This window comes from Moorena sp. SIO4E2 (assembly GCF_010671945.1).
GTDB lineage: Bacteria > Cyanobacteriota > Cyanobacteriia > Cyanobacteriales > Coleofasciculaceae > Moorena > Moorena producens.
Genome location: NZ_JAAHIE010001029.1, coordinates 1 through 1,898 on the forward strand (window position 1 = coordinate 1; position 1,898 = coordinate 1,898).

A 1,898-nucleotide genomic window follows, 5' to 3' on the forward strand; every position below is an offset into this window, starting at 1 on the left:
TGATAGCTGATAGCTGATAGCTGATAGCTGATAGCTGATAGCTGATAGCTGATAGCTGATAGCTGATAGCTGATAGCTGATAGCTGATAGCTGATAGCTGATAGCTGATAGCTGATAGCTGATAGCTTACGTATTTAGATCAGGTAAGTAGATGGAATTAAGGACACTACAACAGTTATTTTACGATGCTGTTTTTGAAAATAATCCTGCCAGTACACAAACCATTGCTCAACACATCAAAGCAGCTAAACAATTGACCCCTGCTGAAGGGTTAGCGATTTATCGTAGCAGTGTCCTAGGCAACCTGAGCCAAACCTTAATGTCAATTTATCCAGTCTGCTGTTGTTTGGTGGGAGAGAAATTTTTTGATGGAACAGCGATAAGCTATATCCAACGGTTTCCTTCTATATCAATGGATTTAGGAAATTATGGCGAGCACTTTCCTGATTTTCTAGCCAATTTTGAGCCAGCAAAACAGTTACCCTATTTACCAGATGTGGCCAGGTTAGAGTGGCACTGGCATCGTGTGTTTAATGGTGAAGAGGCTACCAAGTTAGATGTCCAAGCATTGAGTACAGTTCCCCAAGAAAAATGGGGAGAACTGATTTTCCATTTACCTAAAAATAGTGTTCTGATTGAGTCAGCTTACCCGATCCATCGCATTTGGGAAGTTAATCAGCCTGAATACGAAGGTGATCAGCAAGTGAATTTGGATGAAGGGGGCATACAACTATTCCTCTGGCGCAATGGTTATGATATGCGCATTGAGCTGCCAACAAAAGCAGAATGGCAACTGCTGAAAGCTTTTCAAGCCGAAAATCGATTTGAAGCAATTTGTCAAGACCTAGCTGCTGATGAATTAGCTATTGATGTAGCATCTGAGTTACCGCAATTTGTACAACGTGGATGGATTGCTAGGTTTTCGATTTAGACGTCTCCTTATGGAAATTCCCACAAGCCAAAACCCCGGGTTTTTAAACCACCGGATGTAGGCTCGCTGCGACTTTAGTCGCCTAGACACAATTTTGCCAAAAAAGGTTGACAATACCTGCGCGCTAGAGTATTATTTAGATATGGGTACAGGCTGCAAATCCGTTCGCGTAGCGTGGCCTTTGGCCTTGGCGCAACCGGGAGAGAGACCCGCCACTGCTTGACCTTAAAGAAGAAATGCCCGGAGGGTAGGGAAAATCCTCCTTAAAAACCCAATCATCAATTAAAAGTTGGTGTGTGAACCTAGAAGAACACATTTTGAGAAAAGAAAAAGTACGGTGGGGCACACCGAAACTTAGGGAAAATGGAAGCAACGGACTTTTTAAGGCACTTCCAAGGTAAAGTACCTTAACGCCTAAGGAGAACTGCCCTCTAGGTCTTTCGTGAATTGACTGGAAACTTGGTCTACGTACGGGTTTTTGGTTAAGTATTGTCCAATTTTTGGCGGCGTCAAGAAGAGGAACACGAAGGTTTACGGCGGTTCGTTGATCTAGGAATCCCCGCGCCTTGTGGCCTACGGCCTCCGCTACGCGAACAGGCCGGGGAGTGTCAAAGACAGTTACCCACGCCAATAGGTGAGCCGACCCATAGATTTAGGATTCTCTGAAGTTTTCAAGGTGCTTCAGAGCAAGCAGGTTTATGTCCTGTATTACTATGTTATATATATACTACGTAATATAATACAAAGTGTCAATAGTGTAATACAAAATTGTGATTGCCTTAGATGATTGAATGGCTCAATGTGTGAAATAATTACTTTTTAGAAGGCCACTTCTCATAAGCCTTGCAATTAAGTAGTCAAAAAGCGGGATAAAACGGGATTTTTTGGGGTATAATAGACAAAAAGGCCAAGAATAGCCAACGATGTCTAAGCGCAAGAAAAAATCAGGCACAACAAAGAAGCTTTC

The 1,898-nt window shown here is 42.8% G+C and carries 1 protein-coding gene; it reads left to right on the top strand.

Features of this window, described 5'->3' with window-relative positions:
• Window positions 1–151 precede the first annotated feature (151 nt).
• The gene (locus tag F6K37_RS40220; protein ID WP_287256880.1) at window positions 152–931 is read left to right on the top strand and encodes an HvfC/BufC N-terminal domain-containing protein; all 780 of its coding nucleotides are present in this window, start codon (window positions 152–154) and stop codon (window positions 929–931) included.
• Window positions 932–1,898: the final 967 nt, after the last annotated feature.

What these genes read in the sequence shown, in the direction of transcription:
- F6K37_RS40220 (WP_287256880.1), top strand. Translation starts at nt 152, where the DNA reads ATGGAATTAAGGACACTACAACAGTTATTTTACGATGCTGTTTTTGAA.